21 protein-coding genes and 1 tRNA gene are annotated in these 20,211 nt (G+C 37.3%); 6 read left to right on the forward strand and 16 right to left on the reverse strand.

Annotated features, from left to right (window positions below):
• Position 1: 1 nt before the first annotated feature.
• Genes M0G43_RS00745 through kduI form a run of 6 tightly spaced genes read right to left on the reverse strand, consistent with a single transcriptional unit; the run spans position 2 to position 4,907 of the window.
• On the reverse strand, positions 2-529 hold the full coding sequence (locus M0G43_RS00745) for a LacI family DNA-binding transcriptional regulator (RefSeq protein WP_248022585.1): 528 nt from the start codon (positions 527-529) through the stop codon (positions 2-4).
• Positions 504-1,526, reverse strand: coding sequence for a sugar kinase (locus tag M0G43_RS00750; protein ID WP_248022586.1), 1,023 nt, complete (start codon positions 1,524-1,526; stop codon positions 504-506). Before M0G43_RS00750 ends, M0G43_RS00745 begins: the two co-directional genes overlap by 26 nt.
• Positions 1,519-1,869 carry a cupin domain-containing protein gene (locus M0G43_RS00755; RefSeq protein WP_248022587.1) on the reverse strand — a complete coding sequence of 117 codons (351 nt, stop codon included), beginning with the start codon at positions 1,867-1,869 and terminating at the stop codon, positions 1,519-1,521. Before M0G43_RS00755 ends, M0G43_RS00750 begins: the two co-directional genes overlap by 8 nt.
• Before the next feature lie 9 nt (positions 1,870-1,878).
• Complete coding sequence (uxaC, locus tag M0G43_RS00760; protein WP_248022588.1) at positions 1,879-3,279, reverse strand: glucuronate isomerase; 1,401 nt, start codon at positions 3,277-3,279, stop codon at positions 1,879-1,881.
• A 3-nt stretch (positions 3,280-3,282) separates the two neighbouring features.
• Positions 3,283-4,068, reverse strand: a complete 786-nt coding sequence (locus M0G43_RS00765; RefSeq protein ID WP_248022589.1) for a gluconate 5-dehydrogenase — start codon at positions 4,066-4,068, stop codon at positions 3,283-3,285.
• A gap of 2 nt (positions 4,069-4,070) precedes the next feature.
• The gene (gene kduI, locus M0G43_RS00770) at positions 4,071-4,907 is read right to left on the reverse strand and encodes a 5-dehydro-4-deoxy-D-glucuronate isomerase (RefSeq protein WP_248022590.1); all 837 of its coding nucleotides are present in this window, start codon (positions 4,905-4,907) and stop codon (positions 4,071-4,073) included.
• Between the two features lie 146 nt (positions 4,908-5,053).
• Here kduI and M0G43_RS00775 point away from each other — a divergent pair, with 146 nt between their 5' ends.
• Together M0G43_RS00775 and uxuA are read left to right on the forward strand one after the other, a co-directional pair.
• Positions 5,054-5,866, forward strand: coding sequence for an SDR family oxidoreductase (locus M0G43_RS00775; protein ID WP_248022591.1), 813 nt, complete (start codon positions 5,054-5,056; stop codon positions 5,864-5,866).
• A gap of 7 nt (positions 5,867-5,873) precedes the next feature.
• Positions 5,874-7,052, forward strand: a complete 1,179-nt coding sequence (gene uxuA, locus M0G43_RS00780) for a mannonate dehydratase (protein WP_248023778.1) — start codon at positions 5,874-5,876, stop codon at positions 7,050-7,052.
• Positions 7,053-7,089: 37 nt separating this feature from the next.
• Here the strand turns inward: uxuA and M0G43_RS00785 are convergent.
• A tRNA-Leu gene (locus M0G43_RS00785) sits at positions 7,090-7,171 on the reverse strand.
• A 116-nt stretch (positions 7,172-7,287) separates the two neighbouring features.
• Between M0G43_RS00785 and M0G43_RS00790 the strand changes: the two genes are divergently transcribed.
• On the forward strand, positions 7,288-8,676 hold the full coding sequence (locus M0G43_RS00790; protein ID WP_248022592.1) for a dipeptidase: 1,389 nt from the start codon (positions 7,288-7,290) through the stop codon (positions 8,674-8,676).
• Positions 8,677-8,692: 16 nt separating this feature from the next.
• Here M0G43_RS00790 and M0G43_RS00795 read toward each other — a convergent pair whose 3' ends face one another.
• Positions 8,693-10,057 (reverse strand): M28 family peptidase, encoded by a 1,365-nt coding sequence (locus M0G43_RS00795; protein WP_248022593.1) that lies wholly within the window; start codon positions 10,055-10,057, stop codon positions 8,693-8,695.
• Positions 10,058-10,178: 121 nt separating this feature from the next.
• On the opposite strand from M0G43_RS00795, the gene M0G43_RS00800 reads away from it, so the two are divergent.
• From M0G43_RS00800 to M0G43_RS00810, 3 genes are all read left to right on the forward strand, one after another.
• Entirely contained in the window at positions 10,179-10,544 is a 366-nt protein-coding gene (locus M0G43_RS00800) for a BlaI/MecI/CopY family transcriptional regulator (RefSeq protein WP_248022594.1), read from the forward strand.
• 92 nt (positions 10,545-10,636) lie between these two features.
• Complete coding sequence (locus M0G43_RS00805; RefSeq protein ID WP_248022595.1) at positions 10,637-13,111, forward strand: M56 family metallopeptidase; 2,475 nt, start codon at positions 10,637-10,639, stop codon at positions 13,109-13,111.
• A 127-nt stretch (positions 13,112-13,238) separates the two neighbouring features.
• Complete coding sequence (locus M0G43_RS00810) at positions 13,239-14,339, forward strand: DUF4407 domain-containing protein (RefSeq protein WP_248022596.1); 1,101 nt, start codon at positions 13,239-13,241, stop codon at positions 14,337-14,339.
• A gap of 9 nt (positions 14,340-14,348) precedes the next feature.
• On the opposite strand, the gene M0G43_RS00815 is transcribed toward M0G43_RS00810, so the two are convergent.
• The 8 genes from M0G43_RS00815 to M0G43_RS00850 all read right to left on the reverse strand — a co-directional run bounded on the left by M0G43_RS00815 (position 14,349) and on the right by M0G43_RS00850 (position 20,166).
• Complete coding sequence (locus M0G43_RS00815) at positions 14,349-14,630, reverse strand: hypothetical protein (RefSeq protein WP_248022597.1); 282 nt, start codon at positions 14,628-14,630, stop codon at positions 14,349-14,351.
• 178 nt (positions 14,631-14,808) lie between these two features.
• Complete coding sequence (locus M0G43_RS00820) at positions 14,809-16,056, reverse strand: NAD(P)/FAD-dependent oxidoreductase (RefSeq protein ID WP_248022598.1); 1,248 nt, start codon at positions 16,054-16,056, stop codon at positions 14,809-14,811.
• Positions 16,057-16,117: 61 nt separating this feature from the next.
• Complete coding sequence (locus M0G43_RS00825) at positions 16,118-16,411, reverse strand: T9SS type A sorting domain-containing protein (RefSeq protein ID WP_248022599.1); 294 nt, start codon at positions 16,409-16,411, stop codon at positions 16,118-16,120.
• A 41-nt stretch (positions 16,412-16,452) separates the two neighbouring features.
• Positions 16,453-16,812, reverse strand: a complete 360-nt coding sequence (locus tag M0G43_RS00830; protein WP_248022600.1) for a hypothetical protein — start codon at positions 16,810-16,812, stop codon at positions 16,453-16,455.
• 54 nt (positions 16,813-16,866) lie between these two features.
• Complete coding sequence (locus M0G43_RS00835; protein ID WP_248022601.1) at positions 16,867-17,331, reverse strand: hypothetical protein; 465 nt, start codon at positions 17,329-17,331, stop codon at positions 16,867-16,869.
• 109 nt (positions 17,332-17,440) lie between these two features.
• The gene (locus tag M0G43_RS00840; protein WP_248022602.1) at positions 17,441-18,451 is read right to left on the reverse strand and encodes a 4-hydroxyproline epimerase; all 1,011 of its coding nucleotides are present in this window, start codon (positions 18,449-18,451) and stop codon (positions 17,441-17,443) included.
• A gap of 102 nt (positions 18,452-18,553) precedes the next feature.
• On the reverse strand, positions 18,554-19,372 hold the full coding sequence (locus M0G43_RS00845) for a hypothetical protein (protein WP_248022603.1): 819 nt from the start codon (positions 19,370-19,372) through the stop codon (positions 18,554-18,556).
• 215 nt (positions 19,373-19,587) lie between these two features.
• Positions 19,588-20,166 (reverse strand): PhnA domain-containing protein, encoded by a 579-nt coding sequence (locus M0G43_RS00850; protein WP_248022604.1) that lies wholly within the window; start codon positions 20,164-20,166, stop codon positions 19,588-19,590.
• Positions 20,167-20,211 lie beyond the last annotated feature (45 nt).

Below are 20,211 nucleotides of genomic sequence, written 5' to 3' on the forward strand. Positions count from 1 at the left end.
ATTATTTGATTCGTTGTAATAAATTTTCAAAATTGATTTTGCAACGTTCCTTTAAATCATCTGTCGATTGATTTTCAAGAATCTGTAAACATTCGATAGGAATATGTCCTATCGGTTGAATGTTTTCATTGGTGGAAAGAACAATTGCCGCATCCACACTACCATCATTGATTTCCTCAAACAATTCTTTCAGCATCGAAGCTTGTTCAAAGGATTGGTACAACATAATCCGATATCCAGATTGCGAGGCTTTTTTCTGAATGTCAAAAAGCGTATCACTATAAATCGGATGGTTCACTTGTGGCACAATGACCGCAATGATATTCGATTTGCTCTTGCGCAAGGCAATGGCATTTTTGTTTGGTGAATAATTATACTTGAAGGCAATATCCTGAATGATTTTTTTGGTATCTGTACTGATGTCAAAACTATCGTTCAGCGCTTTCGATACTGTGGAAGGCGAAAAACCTGTGAGGTGCGATATTTTCTTCAAGGTCATCATCCTATCTCGATACTTTTCCAGTGGCATCGCCACTTAACATTTTTTCAACTTCTTCCACGGTTACCAAATTATAGTCACCTGAAATGGTATGTTTCAAACAACAAGCAGCCACGGCAAAATCCAAGGCTTTTTGCTGATTGTTTTTGTATTCCAAAAGGCCATAAATGAGTCCGCCCATAAAGGCATCGCCACTTCCTACCCTGTCCACAACAGGTGTTACCTCTTTAATGGCAGCATTATAAACGCTTTTTCCGTCATACAGAATTCCTCCAATGCGTTGGTGTGAAGCGCTTACAGAATATCTCAAGGTTGTTGCCACGGTTTTTAAATTCGGGCACAACTCAAATAGTTTATCATATAAGACTGGTAATGACGCCTCATCTTGATAATTTGGGTCTACTTTTGGGATGCCCAACATAAAATTGGCCGTATCAATATCGCCCAAAACGATGTGGCTGTATTTCAACAATTCTGGCATCACCTCTTTAGGTTCTTTGCCATATTGCCATAATTTCGAGCGGTAATTTAAATCGCAAGAAATTGTCAAACCTAATCTATGCGCTGTTTTTACAGCTTCTAAACAGGCTTTAGCTGCATTCTCGGAAATGGCTGGCGTGATGCCGCTCCAATGAAACCAAGTGGCGTCCTTTAAAATGGCTTCCCAATCAAAATCACCAGGACTTGTTGTGGCAATCGCGCTATTGGCTCTGTCATACACCACGTTGCTACCGCGTGTGCCTGCACCAGTTTCCAAATAATAAATGCCCAAACGGTCGCCGCCTTGCACCACATTACTGGAACCGACATTCAGTTTTCGCATTTCTTTCAATGCACAGGCGCCAATTTCATTTTTAGGAACTCGTGTTACAAATTCCGCTTGAATGCCGTAATTCGCCAATGACACTGCTACATTGAACTCGCCACCTCCATACGACGCGGCAAAGAACTTCGCCTGCGAAAAGCGCAAATGACGCTCGGTTGACAAGCGCAGCATAATTTCTCCGAAGGCAACTACTTTATTCATTTGTTTTGGAAATAAAATCTTCTCTCATAGGACTAAATACATCGATGAGCATCCCTTCTTCAAGGCATTTCACACCGTGTTCGATAGATGAAGGTATAAAAAATGAATCACCTTTTCCTAAAATCTGGGTCTCATTATCGATTGTGACCTCAAATTTCCCTTCAGCTATGTAAGTGCTTTGCGTATGGTAGTGGTGATGTATTGGTCCGATGCCATCCTTTTGAAAGTGAACATAGACCATCATCATCGTCTCATCATAGCTCACGATGCGACGCTTTACATACGCATCAATGATTTCCCATTCCTGAACATTTTTCGTGAAATATGTAGATTCATTTACCATCACAACCGTCTAAAACTCAAAATAATTCTTGGCGTTTGAATAGCAAATATCCGTAATCAGCTTTCCAATCCATTCCATATCGTTTGGCAATTCACCTCGTTTGATTTCATCTCCAAAAAGATTACAGACCAAACGTCTGAAATATTCGTGTCGAGGAAAAGACAAAAAGCTTCTGGAATCTGTCAACATCCCGACAAAACAGCTTATCAATCCCATATTCGACAAGGCATTCAACTGTTTGGTCATTCCGTCTTTTTGGTCCAAAAACCACCAGCCGGAACCAAACTGCACTTTTCCTTTTACACTGCCATCGTTAAAATTACCTATCATCGTTGCCATAACCTCATTATCGGCTGGATTGAGATTGTAAATGATGGTTTTTGCCAAGGTGTCTTTGCTGTCCAATGCATTCAAAAAAGCAGATAATTTTTCCGCCTGCGGATAGTCTCCGATGGAATCCCATCCTGTATCTGGTCCCAAAATGTGATGCATTCTGGCATTGTTGTTTCTCAAAGCTCCTAAATGGAACTGTTGCACCCAACATTTAGCGTGATACTGTTCCGCTAAAAACAATAAAATAGCACTTTGGAACTTTAAAGCTTCGGCTTCAGTAATATCTTGACCTTCTCGCTTCTTACGGAAAATCGTTTTGACTTCCGCCTCGTTTGTTTGCTCAAAGTAAATCTGATTCAAACCGTGGTCGCACAGTCGGCAACCATTCTCGTGGAAATAATCGATGCGTTTTTTGAGCGCGTCGCATAAATCGTCAAAGGTTTCAATTGCAATGTCTGCTGATTTTTCCAGCGCATCCATATAAGCATTGTAGCCATCATTCCCAATCAAAATCGCTTTATCGGGTCTGAAAGCCGTGCTGACGTTCACTTTGAAATCACTTTTCGCCAATCGTTGGTGCTGCTCCAAGGTATCGGTTGGGTCTTCAGTCGTGCAGACCAATTCCGCATTCGCCTTCAACAATAAATTTTGGCAACTGTATTCTTTCGAACTTAACTTTTCAGAAGTCTCGTTATAAATTTTATCTGCCGATTTTTCATTTAGCAAATCATAAATATCAAAATAGCGTGCAAGTTCGAGATGCGTCCAATGGTACAACGGATTTCGCATCGTGTATGGTACCGTCTTCGCCCAATGCATAAACTTTTCCTTTTCCGAACCAGTACCAGTGACGAATTTTTCATCAATGCCCAAAGTTCGCATCGCACGCCATTTATAGTGGTCACCATTAATCCAAACATTGGTAAGGTTCCCGAAAATCTTGTCATCTGCAATTTCCTTCGGAGGCAAATGATTATGGTAGTCGATAATCGGCTGGTGCTTTGCATAAGTGTGATACAATTCTTCCGCAAAAGAATTCTCCAGCAAAAAATTATCGTGTATGAAGTTCTTGCTCATAAATTAAGCTTCGTTAGAAGGTTTCCCGATGGTTGCCAAAATGCCGCCATCGACATATATAATCTGTCCGTTTACAAAATCACTGGCCTTTGATGCCAAAAACACAGCAGTGCCTTCCAAATCTTCCGGATTTCCCCAGCGTGCCGCAGGTGTTCTATTGATAATGAATTCGTTGAACGGATGGCCATCCACTCGGATGGGTTCTGTTTGGGAAGTCGCAAAATAACCTGGACCGATGCCATTCACTTGAATGTTGTGCTTTGCCCATTCGGTAGCAAGATTGCGTGTCAACATCTTCAATCCGCCTTTTGCAGCCGCATAAGCGCTGACGGTATTGCGTCCCAATTCACTCATCATCGAACAAATGTTGATGATTTTGCCTTCTTTGCGCTCAATCATCTGTTTCGCCACCAATTGCGCCATAATGAACGGTCCAACCAAATCCACATCAATCACTTGACGGAATTCAGAAATTGCCATTTCAGCCGCAGGAACGCGTTTAATGATGCCTGCATTGTTGACCAAAATATGAATGTCACCAACTTCCTTTGTGATTTGTGTCACTTTTTCGGCAGCGACTTTTTCATCGGTTACATCAAAAATGTAACCGGACGCTTTGTAGCCTTTCTCTTTATAATAGTAGAGTGCATCGGCAAGCTTTGACGGCGTGGTGCTCGTGATGACCAATTCGGCACCTGCTTTCGCAAGTCCTTCCGCCATTGCCATTCCCAGACCGTGCGTACCGCCAGTAATGAGCGCTCTTTTATGTTTTAGGTTGAACAATTCCATAATTACTTAAGTTCGTTTGGCGCACAAATATCCATATCACCATAGTCCAAGTTTTCGCCAGCCATTCCCCAAATAAAGGAATAGTTGGAGGTACCACAACCCGAATGGATAGACCATTCTGGTGATAACACCGCTTGGTTATTTTGCATAAAAATGTGACGTGTGTTTTGAGGCTCACCCATAAAGTGCGAAATCGTCTGACCATCCTCCAAATCAAAATAGAAATAGGCCTCCATACGTCGGGAATGTGTATGCGCTGGCATCGTGTTCCAAACATTACCGGGCAACAATTCGGTCAAACCCATCTGTAATTGGCAGGTTTCCACAATGCTATTGACAATCAATTTATTGAGGATGCGTTTGTTCGCAGATTTTTCATCACCCAATTCAATCACTTCAGCATCCTTTTTACCAACTTTTTTTGTTGGAAAACTTTTATGGGCAGGAGCAGAATTGATATAAAACAATGCCTGCTCACCTTTATTTGAAGAAAATACTACTTCTTTGGCGCCTTGGCCAACGTACAATGATTCTTTTTTATCCAAATCATAGACGGTTCCATCGACACTTACCGAACCCTTTCCGCCGACGTTCACAATGCCGAGCTCTCTCCTATCCAAAAAATTCTCTGATTTTAAATACGGTATGGTTTCCAATTTCAGTGACTGTTCAGAAGGCATCGCACCACCAACAATATAACGGTCAAACATTGAATACACGAGGTTGATATCTCCTTTTGAAAATAATTTTTCAATAAGAAAATGTTCGCGTAATTCGTTTGTGTTATATTTATTGGCATCATTAGGATGTGAAGCATATCTAAAACTGTAATTGGTCATAATTTTGGTTTATTGTAATCGATTACACAAATATAGAATAAATTATTTTAAAACCTAAAAATTTTCGTATTATCAGTTTTTTCAGCCGAAAATTATAAATATTTTAATTTCAACGATTTTGAAATTGACAACAAAGTAAAAACAATATGATTCAACATAATTATAAAAATAAAGTTGCTGTCGTAACAGGCGGTTCAGGTGCTCTCGGAGGTGCCATTGCCAAAGGATTGGCTCAAGAAGGAATGAATGTTGTCATCCTTGGTCGAACGCAATCGACTGTGGATACAATGGTCGATGCCATTCAATCAAATGGTGGTAATGCTTTGGGTGTGACCGCAGATGTTTTGTACAAAGCATCCCTTGAAGCCGCAAAGGAGGTTATTCTAGAGAGATTTGGAAAGATTGATATCCTCATCAATGCTGCTGGTGGGAATGTAAAAGGAGCCACTATTCAACCAGAGCAAACTATTTTTGATATGAGAATGGAAGATTTTGATACAGTGACACAATTGAATCTTAAGGGTACTGTATTGCCGACATTGGTTTTTGGAAAAGAACTGGCAAAACAAGCACAAAGCAGCATCATCAACATTTCTTCAATTTCAGCCCAACAAATATTGACTCGTGTGGTCGGTTATGGAGCATCGAAGGCTGCTGTAGAGAATTTCACCAAATGGATGGCTGTGGAAATGGCTCAGAAACACAATAATCCAATTCGTGTCAATGCCATAGCACCCGGATTTTTTATTGGAGAACAAAATAGAGATTTATTGCTGAATACTGATGGCTCATTGACCAAAAGAGGCGAAACCATTATTGCCAATACACCGATGAAACGTTTTGGTGAAGCAGAAGAATTAATAAGTGCCACATTGTTTTTGTCTTCGGATGCGTCTAGATTTGTAACTGGTATTGTTGTTCACGTGGATGGTGGATTTAGTGCGTTTTCAGGAGTTTGATATGAAATTGGAAGAAACAGTTCGTTGGTTTGGTCCGAACGACCCAGTTAGTTTATCTGACATCAAAATGACAGGTGCCACTGGCATTGTTACGGCTTTGCATCATATTCGAAATGGAGATGTTTGGCCAATTACTGAAATTAAAAGGCGAAAAAATGAAATTGAATCTTTTGGGTTACGATGGTCTGTAATTGAAAGTGTGCCTGTCCACGAAAGCATCAAGACCAAAACAGGAAATTATCAAACTTATATTGAAAATTACAAACAAACACTCATCAATTTGAGTGAATGTGGTGTCAAAACTGTTTGCTATAATTTTATGCCTGTACTCGACTGGACACGCACAGATTTACATTATCGATTGGATGATGGTTCAACCGCTTTAAGGTTTGATGTCATTGATTTTGCTGTATTTGAATTGTTTTTGTTGAAACGTCCAAATGCTCAAACTCGCTATTCCAAAGAAAAAATTACACAAGCGGAAGAAAGATTCAACACTTTTTCAGATGATAAAAAACAGAACCTCATAAATAATATAATTGCTGGATTGCCTGGCTCGGAAGAAGGTTACACGTTGGAAGATTTCAATGACATTTTGGATACTTATGCCGAAATAGACGACCACATTTTAAGAGATAACCTTGTTTATTTTCTGCAACAGATAATTCCTACGGCAGAAAATGCCAATGTTTTAATGTGCATTCATCCTGACGACCCACCATTCCCGATTTTAGGTTTACCAAGAGTTGTAAGCACCAAAGAAGATATTTTACATCTTTTTAAAGCTGTGGACAGTCTGCACAACGGATTGACATTTTGTACAGGTTCATTCGGTGTTCGAGCAGATAACGATTTACCCAAAATGATTGAGGAGTTGGGTGAAAGAATTCATTTTTTACACTTACGAAATGTTCAAAGTGATGACCAAGGTAATTTTTATGAAGCAAATCATTTGGAAGGCAATACCGATATGTTCAAAGTGATGAAAGCCATTATCAACGAACAAAATCGAAGAAAAAATGCCGGAAGAACAGATTTCAATATTCCGATGCGTCCAGACCACGGCCATCAAATGCTTGACGATTTAGGCAAAAAGACCAATCCAGGTTATTCGGCCATTGGTAGACTCCGGGGACTTGCGGAATTAAGAGGTCTTGAAATGGGAATCAGAAAAAGTCTTGAATAAAAAAAGCCTCAACATAAGTTGAAGCTTTTCCTTTAAGTACAGGCGGGGAGACTCGAACTCCCACACCTCGCGGCACTAGATCCTAAGTCTAGCGTGTCTACCAATTCCACCACGCCTGCATCAGGTCCGATAATAATCGGGATGCAAATATAAACATTCCTTTGAATATACAAATAGCTTAAAACGGAAAAAAACATTTTCATTTTTTGTATTTTTGAACAAATCCGAAAAACACATGAAAAACATAGAATCCTACATCAATCAACATAAAGATAGATTCATTAAAGAATTGATAGAACTGCTCAAAATTCCATCAGTGAGTGCAGATTCAGCCTATCAAAAAGATGTTTTAAAAACAGCTGATGCCATCAAATCAAAATTAGAAGAAGCTGGATGCGAGCATGTTGAAATTTGTAAAACCGATGGGTTCCCAATTGTATATGGTGAAAAAATAATTGATAAAAAATTGCCGACCGTTTTAGTCTATGGTCATTATGATGTGCAGCCACCAGACCCAATGAATCTTTGGACATCACCTCCTTTTGAACCTATCATCAAAGAAACAGAACTTCATCCTGAAGGCGCCATTTTTGCAAGAGGCGCTTGTGATGACAAAGGACAAATGTATATGCATGTAAAGGCAATGGAATTTATGACTTCGACAGATCAATTGCCATGTAATGTAAAATTCATGATAGAAGGTGAAGAGGAAGTTGGGAGTAAAAATTTGGGAACATTTGTCAAAAACAATAGAGAAAAATTAAAGAATGATGTCATTTTGATTTCTGATACTGGAATGATTTCAAAAGACACGCCATCCATTACAACTGGATTAAGAGGTTTAAGTTATGTGGAAGTCGAAGTTACAGGTCCGAATAGAGATTTACATTCGGGACTTTATGGAGGTGCGGTTGCCAATCCTATCAACGTGCTTTCCAAGATGATCGCCTCACTTCATGATGAAAACAATCATATTACCATTCCTGGGTTTTATGACAAAGTAGAAAACCTTTCTGATGATGAACGTGCCCAAATGGCGAAAGCTCCATTTTCTTTGGACAACTATAAAAAGGCATTGGATATTGAGGATGTTTATGGTGAAAAAGGATACACTACCAATGAGCGCAACTCCATTAGGCCAACTTTAGATGTGAACGGAATTTGGGGAGGCTACACTGGTGAAGGTGCCAAAACAGTCATAGCTAGCAAGGCGTACGCTAAAATTTCCATGCGATTGGTTCCGCATCAAGATTGGGAAGAAATTACCGAGTTGTTTAAAAATCATTTTGAAAAAATTGCTCCCAACGGTGTCAAAGTAGTTGTAAAACCGCATCATGGAGGGCAAGGATATGTAACTCCTATTGATAGCATTGGTTACCAAGCTGCTTCAAAGGCTTACGAAGAAACCTTTGGAAAAGAGCCAATTCCACAACGAAGTGGCGGAAGCATCCCAATTGTAGCTCTTTTTGAGCAAGAACTCAATAGTAAAACCATTCTAATGGGCTTCGGTTTGGACAGCGATGCTATTCATTCTCCTAATGAACATTTTGGAATTTGGAATTACTTGAAAGGGATTGAAACGATTCCTTTGTTTTACAAATATTTTACGGAGCTTTCGAAGTAAATTGAAAAGCTAATGGTTATTGTTTTACAATCTTAAACGTTTTGGATTTGTTTAAAGATTTGACATTCAAAAGATAAATACCTGCAGATAGTCCTTTCAAGTTTAACTCATTTGATTGAACTTGAAGTGTTTCGGACCTAATCAATTTTCCTGATAGGTCAAACAAGTTGATTCTCAAATCTGAAACATTAGCGGATTCAATTTTTAAGGTATTTCTAACTGGGTTAGGAAAAATATTCAATTCACCATCAGAGAAGGTTTCCACGCCCAACGTTGTAAATGCGTAACAGTCGCTTACTTCAGAGCAACCACCTAATGTAACTTCAACATAGTAATTACCATTTGTTGGAGGCGCATAGTTTCTGGAATTGGCACCTGAAATAGGCTGACCGTTATCACAATTATACCACTGGTAACTTCCTTCAGTTTGTGTTGCGGTTATTGTGGTTGCATCTGCGGCTATACTGTTATCAATATTGATTAAACCAGCTTTTGTAGCCATATAACCCATGATAAGCTTAGCCAATTCATGATAATAGGGTAAATTTAACGTACTGAATCGGTCTCCTGAAGTATGATAAAAAGGTGTTCGATCGTTGTTAGACCAAGCCTCTCCGACCAACACTGCGGAATAACCTTGATTCCAAAATCTAGAATGATCACTTGCAGTGGTTCCAGGATTTACAACATTTACATTCAATGTAAATCCGTACGTTGGGTTATTGAGTACAGATATGATATCATCTTTCATTGCCAATGAACCTCCAATATTCCTAACATCAATATCAAAATCATTGTCGTTGTCTCCATCATACGCCATCATATCTATATTTAGGACACCAAGAATATTATCACCATTATTAGCAGCTTGTTGTGCATAATAGTTGGATCCAATCAAACCGTTCTCTTCCTGATCCCAAAGTGCATAGATGATAGTATTGTCCAAACACTGCGTCGATAAAATCCTAGCTATTTCGAGTACGGCTATTGTTCCGCTGGCATTGTCATCTGCACAATAATTAGCCACAGAATCATAGTGCGCACAAATAACATAAATATTATTTGGATTGGTTTTTCCGAGTTGAGTGGCAATAATATTACGACCGTTTGTGCTATAAACCTGATCGGTAATAGTCAAATTATCGAGTCTAGAGAACTGTTGTTTAATGTATTCTGCAGCCAAATCGTTGTTATTGCTTTGTCTATTTAAGACAGTTACGGTATTACCATTTACGACCGTAGAAACTTCACCACTAAATTCCTGAACCTTAAGTGACAAGGTGTCAAGATTCACTTTATTGATCAAGTCATTGATTGTTTGCGCATGCGAAGAAATAGAGCACAGCATAATAGCTAACAATTTGAAAATCAAATTTTTCATCTTCTGAAACCTTGCAATTTTAATGGCAAAGATAATCTATTTAAATAAAATTAATACGAATGCATTTGGAATATCCAATTTTTATTCTACATTTGTAGAACTTACTCTAAAAATGTAGAACATGCAATTGACAAAAACAGAAGAAGAGCTAATGAATCATTTGTGGCAATTGGAAAAAGCCTTTATGAAAGATCTGCTGGAAGCCTATCCGGAGCCAAAGCCTGCCACAACCACTGTTGCGACACTTCTCAAACGAATGACAGATAAAAAATTTGTAAGCTACAATCTTTACGGTAAGTCTCGCGAATACTATCCTCTTGTCAAAAAGAAAGATTATTTCTCAAAACATGTGAACGGATTAATAAAAAACTTCTTTAATGACAGCGCTTCACAATTCGCCTCTTTTTTTGCAAAAGAAACCGATTTGACCAAAGAAGAATTGCAAGATTTAAAAGCATTGATTGACAACGAAATCAAAAAGAAATAGTTATGTGGATGTATCTCTTGAAATTCAGCGTCTGTTTAGCCATATTTTGGACTTTCTACAAATTGTTTTTAGAAAAGGAACAAATGCACGTCATGAAGCGTTTTTATCTATTGATAATAGTGATTCTTGCATTAAGCATTCCATTGATAACTTTCACGACTTATATTGAAGTAGAACCTGTTGCCTCAAATCGTTCCGAGCTGCTAACCATTCCAGAATTTGAATTTGATACTGAAGCTGTGGAAGAACCCGTCAACCATTGGCCCATAATTTTGTGGAGTGTTTACGGTTTAGGCTTGTTGATGTTTTCCTTGAGATTTATCATCCATTTAATTCAGATTTTCAAAAGAATCAAACAAAATACAAAGCAAAGAACAGCACAGTTTACATTCATCTTATTGAAGGAACTGATGACTCCTCATACCTTCTTCAGCTACATTTTTTTGAACAAGGAAAAGTATGAATCACAACAGATTCCTCAAGAAGTTTTTATTCATGAAGAAGCACATGCAAGGCAAAAGCACAGTTTAGACATTTTATTCATGGAGTTGCTTCAGATACTATTTTGGTTCAACCCGTTGATTTATTTTGTAAAACACAGCATCAAATTAAATCATGAATTTCTTGCAGACGAAGCCGTTTTGAAAGATGGCTTCTCTCCATCCAATTATCAAGAATTATTATTGACGTTCTCATCAAACGTCACCAACACTCAGTTGGCACATGCCATTAATTATTCATCCATCAAAAAACGATTTACAGTTATGAAGACACACACATCAAAACAGAAAATTTGGTTGAGTTGTATTTTGATTCTTCCTCTTTTAGGATTAACGCTTTATGGGTTTAGTGAACGAAGAATTATAGAAAAACCTGCTTCTTTAAGCATTGATTTACCTGTACCAATGCAAGAGAAAAACTCCAAACCTGACCCAGACAAGGATTATTATTATCAAAATACAACCATTGAGTATGTTGATAATCAAAAGAATGTAATCGCCACAAAAAAATACACAGAATTAACAGAAGAAGAAAAACAGCAACTTCCTTCGCCTCCCAAAAAGCCTGCAAAGAAAACACCTTTACAATCTGAATTGGAATCGTGGCTAGACAGTAAGAAATTTGGTGTTTGGGTCGATAGCAAGCGTATCAAAAATTCAGATTTGGCATCCTACAAACCATCCGATTTTGGGCTGTATTACGTAAGCAAACTTGAAAAAAATGCTGTCAATTATGGCAAACACTATTTTCAAGTGAGCCTTTATACTAATCAGGAATACGACAGATTATATAAAGATGGACAAAAGCCTTTAAGCGAAGGTGCTATCATAAAAATTACAAAAACTGCGTCAATTGAATCCTTTCCAGTGTTGGAAGTTTCATTCAATCCAGATGTTTTTAAACTTAATGGTAAAGGAACCTCTCTTTCAAGACTAAAAAGAGATTTTACTGAAGCCGCTAATAATGAAAAATCAGATTTAAGGATAAAGACTGTTGGAGGTATTAATATGAGCCTTATCAATCAAATAATGGAAGAACTTGATGGTAATTTGAAGCAAATTAGACTTGATGAGGATGCTTATATTATCGGAGACACGACAGCCAATGAGCATCAAGAAAAAGCCACACCGGAAGAAATTGATGCTTATAATACTTGGGCAAAAAAGATCCATGGTGAAAGTACTATCATTTCAAAAAATGCTACATTATTACCAATTGTGGATGAACAAGAATTGATAAAATTTTCAGAGATATATAAAAGGATGTCTCCGCAACAGAAAGATCAATCCGTTAAATTTCCCTTTCCAAATCTTAACATGAACGAAAAAGAACAGAATTATGGAAAAGTAAATACACCTTATGCAATTGAGCAAAATCAACAAAAAGCCACACCTGAAGAAGTTAAAGAGTATAACAAATTGGCTTCCCAACATAATGATAAACCCGAGAATCTCCGTATTATCAAACTAAAGGATTTTGAACGCATGGAATACCTTTATAAAAAAATGTCTAAAGAGCAAAAGGCAAATGCTGAACCTTTTCCAAATTTCCCACCGCCTCCACCTCCACCACCTGCTCCCAAATCACCTTTAGACCATGTGATAGAAATGGCAAAAAAGAATGCAAAATTTTATTATGAGGGTAAATTAATTTCGTCTGATGATGCAATCAAACTTTTAAAAGAAAATAAGCAGTTAAACATCGCAACAAAAGAGTCTGATTCCAAAGAACCGAAAGTTTATATCTCTAAAGAACCAATTGTTTTTAAACAACATGCTAAAACTAAAGAACAGGTAATGATCAATGGTAAATCTTCAAAAGACGGATTTTTTTCATTTACAGGTCCGGAATTGAGTGATATTGAACTTTCAATTGCAGCAGGAACAATTACTGAATTTAAATTTAAAGTACCTGGTAAACCCACGCTCTTTATAAAAGGAAATCGTTTAAACGACGATGCAAAATCTCAAATTAAGGAAACGGCAATAGGCTCTGGTGCACAATTATTCGATATTAAGAATTCTAAAGATGAAGTTCATCCACCAATATTCGTAGAAATAAAATAACCTTCATTGATCTTAAACATAAAACCTCATAAGCTTTTATTACTTGTGAGTTTTTTTATTCCAAATAATGTAACAAATTGACTAACTTAACGTTCTAATACTCTATCAACCAAAAATCGAATTTGTTATGTTAAAAAAATTCTTCATCATCTGTTCAGGTTCTGACACTGATATTCTGGACAATTGTTCCATTGGCGAACAAAATAAATATGCTGGTATTGGCGCTACAGTGTTTTTCACAGCTGTTATGGCGTTTATTGCAGCCAGCTATGCGCTTTATACTGTTTTTGACAATTATTATACTGCAGTAGGTTTTGGCTTGGTTTGGGGCTTGCTTATTTTCAATTTGGACCGTTTTATAGTTTCGACCATTAAAAAGCGAAACAGTTTTATGGATGAATTCATTCAGGCTTCACCTAGAATTATTTTGGCAGTGATTATAGCTGTAGTGATTTCAAAGCCGTTGGAATTGAAAATTTTTGAAAAGGAAATCAATCAGGTGCTATTAGAGCAAAAAAATGAGTTGACACTTGCCAATAAAGATCAGATTGCAGCACAGTTTACACCTACCATTGAAGGATTAGAAAACGATATCAAAACGTTGCAATCTCAAGTGGAAACCAAGGAAGCTGAAGTGAATGCACTGTACGACATTTATATCAACGAAGCGGAAGGGACAGCAGGGACCAAATTGTTGGGTAAAGGACCTGTCTATGCGGAAAAAAGAGAAAAACATGATGCCGCTTTAGCCGAATTGCAACAATTAAAATCTGAAAACAAGGAAAAAATTGCAGCGATTGAAACACAAGTTGCGCAACTCCAAAATGATTACAGTACAAAAGTGAATACATCACAACCCATAATTGATGGTTTTGATGGCTTGATGGCTCGTGTCAATGCACTGGGTGAGTTACCTTGGCTGCCGTCATTCTTCATTTTTCTATTGTTTTTAGCGATTGAAACCTCTCCTATTTTCGCCAAATTATTATCGCCTAAAGGACAATATGATTTCAAACTTGAAGACGAAGAAACTGCTGTTAAAACTTGGGTAGAACAAAAGGTCAACGAGCGCAAAATACTCTTGAAAACAGACATGGACATCAACAATAAAATTTACAATGACATTGCCGATGAAGATGAACTGTACACCTACAAGCGTAAAAAAGCTAGAGAATTAATGCAATTACAAGCCGATGCTTTCTTCAAACATCAGAAAAATGCATTGTAGATAGATTGTTTAAGCGGCAGTCTCTTCAGACTTAAAGTGCTCATACAAATCGTCACAACCCATTCCTATGATGGAAAGACGTTTTTGTTTTGAAATTGATTCATTGTGCAATTGTGCCAATGCATTCACGCCATAACGATCAATACTCGTTAAACCCTCAATACTTAAAGTAAGTGAGTTAAACTTGTCGAAAACGTCCTTAAATTCTCTGATGAACACACCTACATTTTGTCGGTTTAGTACACCTCTGATTTTAAACTGGTTGTTGTAGCTAGTAATTTCGATGTTCATAATAACCTAATTAAAATTGAAACTAGAGATTTGGTGCTATTAATCAGGGGATTATGAAATAAATATCCGTATATAAAATGACGTCTCAAAAGTTTTTCGACAAAAAGCGATTTGAAGGTATTAAACAGAATTACCTTGTAAGATTCATCGATAAAAGTTCAGCTTCAAGATATATCTCTTAAAATTTCCGGTCTGGATTGAACATTTCCAACGACATAGAAGGCATTTTCTTTGAAATGATTTCTGCAACCAATTTTCCCGTGCCAGTACCCATACTCCAGCCCATCATTGCGTGACCAGCGGCAATTGTTAGGTTTTCGCATCTTGATGATTTACCAATGTACGGCAAACCATCAGGAGTGACAGGTCTTAAACCACATGCCGCAGCATTTTTTTCATCTTCGGATAAACGAATATCTGGATAATAGCGTGAAGCTGCATTTGCAATGGCTTCAACTCTAATTTTATTAATATGATGATTGATACCCGCTATCTCCATAGTGCCTGCAAAGCGTGTGAATCCATTCATAGGCGTCACTGCAACTTTTGCTTCTGCCAAAATTGAAGGTATTTGAATGCCTGTTGGTTGCTCCGTATTAATTCTGTAGCCCTTACCTGCTTGCAACAACAATTTTAAGCCCAATCTTTTACTTAAATGATGGCTCCATGAACCAGCAGCCAAGACGAACTCATCAGCTTTTAATATTTGATTATGTGTTTTCACTGATATTATTTTTCCATTTGAAATTTCAAAATCTTCTACCTTCTCGTTAAAAAAGAATTGAATTCCTGCATTTTTCAAATAAGCTTTCATTTCAGCCATAAACTCATGTGGTGTGGTATGCGAATCACATTTGTAATATACAGCTCCGCTGACATTTAAGTCGACCTTTGGTTCCAAGACTTTTAATTCTTCTAGACTAATTTCAGAAACATCCAAGCCTTCAGTTTTGGCCAATTGAGCTGTTTTTATTTCCTCTTCCAGCATTTTGTCTGTTTGACAAAGCATCAATAAGCCTTTCTTCTCATAATGAAATGAAAATTTTTCACTTTGTTTAATATCATCATAAAGCTCCTGACTCAACAGTGAAATACGTTTGATTGCAGGAATGGCTTTTTTCACATGGTTGGAGTTACAGGATTGGTTAAAAGCCTTCACCCATTTAATAAAGTCGGAATCCAGTCTAGGTTTGATATACAATGGACTGGCTGGATTGAACATCCATTTCAGACCTTTTTTCATGACACCTGGAGCTGATAGGGGAACAATATGACTTGGTGACAAATAGCCTGCATTCACATAGGACGCGCCTCCATCCATGTTGGATTGGTCTATGATTGCAACCTTGTGACCTTCCTTATGAAGGTAATATGCGGAACACAACCCGATGATTCCGCCACCTATGACAATAACATTTTTACTCATACCTGATTTACCAAGGTTGGTTAAAGTTACAGGTTTTGCATAAACGGACCGCTTCTATGTTTTAATTTATTAACAAGGGTTTGGAAAGGCGTTGTCCATCAGGCAGAATTGCTTCTATATAGTACATACCTTCTTTCAGATTTTTAATGTTAAAACTTTCTTGAAGATTTGCTTTTTCTTTTTTGAATACCAAAATCCCCGCATTGGTATAGAAGGTATATGTTATCTGACCTTCCCATTTTGTGATCGGTTGGCTTAATCTACAAGGCGCTGGCCCCATCATATCTACCGTAACATCATCAGATGATGGATTTGGGGAGAGCATCATTTGTGGTGGACAGGGATAATTGACCACAGTCACCTGCTTATCACTATAATAGGTAAACCCACAACTGCTTACTGCTTTGCAGCGCAATCTAAACGTCCCGAGACAAGACCTCTATAGTAGTTAGAATTACTAATTTCATCATATCCTATTTGTTTGAAAAACACACCAAAACCATTATACCAATTATTTAGCTCATTAATAATCCCTGGCAAATTAGATACGCTAAAACCTCCAGTGCTATTTGTTTCTCTAACTATATGAAATTGAACATTAACACAAACTGTTCCACCAGATCTTAATATGGTTTTAGAATTAAAAATAGCTTTTGAAGCTTGAGGTTCCGTGAGTCTACAAGATTCGACTTGTGAGTAAACCGATTTAATTAACAAGCAAAATACTAAAACAAAAAAGAGTTTTACATTTTTCATAGTTTGGTCAGTTTTTAAATGAAAAGTGGGAAAAGTTGAATTATGATAAAGTACTTAATTAATAACTCTTGTTAAATAAAATGTAAATTGATGCATTGGGTCATTACCAAAAACCAATATGTTTTCCATAGGAGGGTGGAGGACTTGATAATTGAAATTATCAAATGTCAAATAATCATTTTTCATATCTTCATCACAATCAATGTTTCCAATTTCATCGCATAATTTGTTCAATTCATAAGTGACATTTAATTCATCGAATGGAAAAGGCACATCCATACCCGAACTATTTTCAACCAAAATAGAGTTTTCACTAAATGTTAAAATTAAATCCCCAGAATCATATATAAATTCTCTATATGGTTCACCAGCCAAGGCACTATCTACCTTCCATAAGCCTAACAGCAATTCTTGTGTTGTTGGTTCTGGAACTGCTATTGGGTTGTTTTCTTTTGAACAAGATAGGGTTACGAATATGACCAGTAGAATTATTGAGTATTTGTTGAGTGACGTTTTCATTGCGTTGTGATTTTAAGGTTAAGTAGCTGAAAGATAGTGAAAAATAAGAATTGAGTTTAACAAAAAAAAAATCAATAATCTTGCAAGAATTAATTCATTAAACTATTGTTTACATAACTTGAAATCCGTAAGCATACGGGTCATCTTCCGTATCAATCGTGATGGTGTTGTACCCATAAATCTTTGCCCATCCCTTGATGCTTGGAATGATTGCCAAGTTACCATCCAATGTTGTTTCTTTTTCAACACGTCCAATAAATTTACTGCCAATAAAGCTTTCATGAACAAAATCTTCACCAATTTTGAGTTTCCCTTTTGCATGCAATTGTGCCATACGAGCTGAAGTACCTGTTCCACAAGGACTTCTATCGATTGCCTTATCACCATAAAAAACGGCATTTCGTCCAGAAGACGTTGGATCGATAGGATTACCTGTCCAAAGTAAATGAGTCACATTTTTGATGGTTTCATTTTTTGGATGAATGAATTGATTGGGATACTTCTCATTGATCAATTGTCGTATCGATTGTGAAAACTGAATAATTTTGGAAGCGGAAAAATCTTGCACTCCTGAAAAATTAGTTTGTGGGTCGATAATGGCGTAGAAATTTCCACCGTAAGCGACGTCAAATACAATTTCACCCAAATCTGGACTTTCTACGGATAACCCCTCTTCAGCTAAATAACTTTTTACGTTCGTGAGCTTTACCCATTCCACTTTTTTACCTGTTTGATGATATTCAATTTCGACCAATCCTGCTGGTGCTTCCATCCGGATCTTTCCTGGAGTTTTCGGGACAACCAGTTCTTCTTCAATAGCAATGGTAATGGTTCCGATGGTGCCGTGACCGCACATTGGCAAACAACCTGACGTTTCAATAAATAATATCGCAAAATCATTTTGAGGATCATGTGGTGGATACAAAATAGAGCCGCTCATCATATCGTGACCGCGAGGTTCAAACATCAGTCCTTTGCGAATCCAGTCATACTCTTTCAAGAAATGTTGTCGCTTTTCGCTCATAGTATTTCCAACGAGAAGTGGACCACCTTCCTTAATAACTCTCACAGGATTTCCGCAGGTATGTGCATCGATGCAAACGAATATATTTGTGCTCATTCTTGGATAAAATAATTACAATAAAAATACTCAATTTGGATTTATGAAATAAAAAAAGACCAACACTATTGTTGGCCTTTACATTACTGAAATTATTCCGACTTATTTTGCCAAGCCTGCTACATAGGTATAGACGTAGTCGCCATGCGTATTGGTAAAATATTTGGAGCTTTTCTCACCCATGTCTTTTCTAGAGGCCTCATCTTTCCAATGGGCTTCAAAAAGCTCTGTGTCCTTTTTAAGCATCTTTTCCAAATCAGCCAAAGAGTCCACAAAAATTGCTTCCACAAATTCGGTCCTGTCGGAACCCCAAGCATGGGCCATAGGATAATAGGCCTTGATGTATTCATTTTTAAAGGTCACATTGTCAAAATATTCCTTATCGAGTGCCTCAAATTCTTCGTCGGTACCTTCCTCAAAAGCAAAATGTCCTTTTCTCACATAGCACACCATATCTTTGTCTGGCATTTTTGCCATTGGCTTTGCGTTTGGCATTGTGGCATAGATTTCATCTGAATGTTGATCAGAATAATAAGCACTTCTTTTTTTGAAAAATGCCGTGCGTGCTTTTTCATCTGGCCAAGCCGCCATTGCCAATTCCGCATTTCTGTCAGCTGCTTTACCTATGGCATCCCAGTTTTTGTAAGATTGCACATAAAGCAATTCTGTGTTGTCGGGAGTCATATTATGCAAATAGAACGAGGCACTCATGATATGCTCATTCTTCATGGTCACTTTGTCTAAAAACTCTTTCTCTACAGCTTTCCATTCGTCCATTTTAAAATCTTTGTTATTCATGTTCCAGTGCATAGTGGTCACTGTCACATACGCTGGTCTTGATTGCTCTTGGGCACTGGCTTTTGTGTTGCATAATAATAGCATTATAGCCATTACTATGAAAAAACGGTTGATTGTCTTCATAATGAAAAATTTGTGTTAGTATTAATAAAAAATAGTTACTCACTCAAGATTCAGGACAATCTTTGATTAGATGAAATAATGCTACTAATTTTTTGTGGAGAGTTACAAATATACAAAAAAAATAATTATCAATTATTTGAATTTCAATTATTTATGAAATAAGAAAGGACCTACAAATTAATGTAAGTCTTTTCTTTGAGTATATTTTAAATCTGTTAGGTTTTCTTTACAAATTTTGTAATGATGACTATTTGTTGACCATCAACCTTGCCTTCGATATATTCAGCATTGTCATGATCCAAACGAATATTCCTCACAGTTGTGCCTTGTTTTGCAACCATACTCGAACCTTTTACTTTCAAATCTTTAATCAAAACCACTGAATCACCATTTTCCAATACCACACCATTGACATCTCTGTGTATTATTTTTGAAGATTCGTCTTCATGTTCACCTGTGGCTCTTGCCAATGCCAATGCTTCATCATCGAGATACATCATATCCAGTAAATCCTTTGGCCAACCTTCATTACGGAGCCTTTGCAGCATTCGCCAAGCCATTATTTGTACTGCCACATGTTCACTCCACATACTATCATTTAAGCAACGCCAATGATTTGGATACATTTCTGTATCGCCTTCGATTTGCGCTAAGCATGTATTGCAGACCAAAATATCATTGGCCACATTTTCATTTAATGATGGAGGAATGGTGTACTGTTGAAGATTTTCAATTGATGTACACAATTCACAAGTATTGTTGCTCCTGTCTCGAAGCATTTGAAGGACACTCATATTGATTGATAGTTATAATTTCGGAAGTAAATTTACTGTATTGCA

Source organism: Subsaxibacter sp. CAU 1640 (assembly GCF_023156585.1).
Lineage (GTDB): Bacteria > Bacteroidota > Bacteroidia > Flavobacteriales > Flavobacteriaceae > JBPOFM01.